The following is a 212-nucleotide window of genomic DNA, read 5'->3' as shown; positions in this document are numbered from 1 at the left end:
TATTTGCCTCAATTGTACTGAGTTGGATTTGCATTCGTCAAGCCAGTAAAGCCGAGCAGCTACTATGTATGACGCAAGATTTGGAGCAGAAGAACTTTTATAAAGGCAAGATACAAGCGGCCAAATACTTCATTGATTGGGATCTACCATTAGTTAATCGCGACATCGAATTATTAACCAACACCAACTCTGTTTGCACTGACAGGCAAGCG

General features: G+C 41.5%; 1 protein-coding gene. It reads left to right on the top strand.

The window, feature by feature from the left end; all coding sequences use genetic code 11:
• The coding region (locus V6252_RS13540; protein WP_341610779.1) for an acyl-CoA dehydrogenase C-terminal domain-containing protein at positions 1–212 on the top strand (212 nt) is incomplete at both ends.

This window comes from Psychrobacter proteolyticus (genome assembly GCF_038155145.1).
In the GTDB taxonomy this organism is placed as follows: domain Bacteria; phylum Pseudomonadota; class Gammaproteobacteria; order Pseudomonadales; family Moraxellaceae; genus Psychrobacter; species Psychrobacter proteolyticus_B.
Note: the sequence above shows the minus strand (reverse complement) of the source record. Positions and strands in the feature narration are given on the sequence as shown.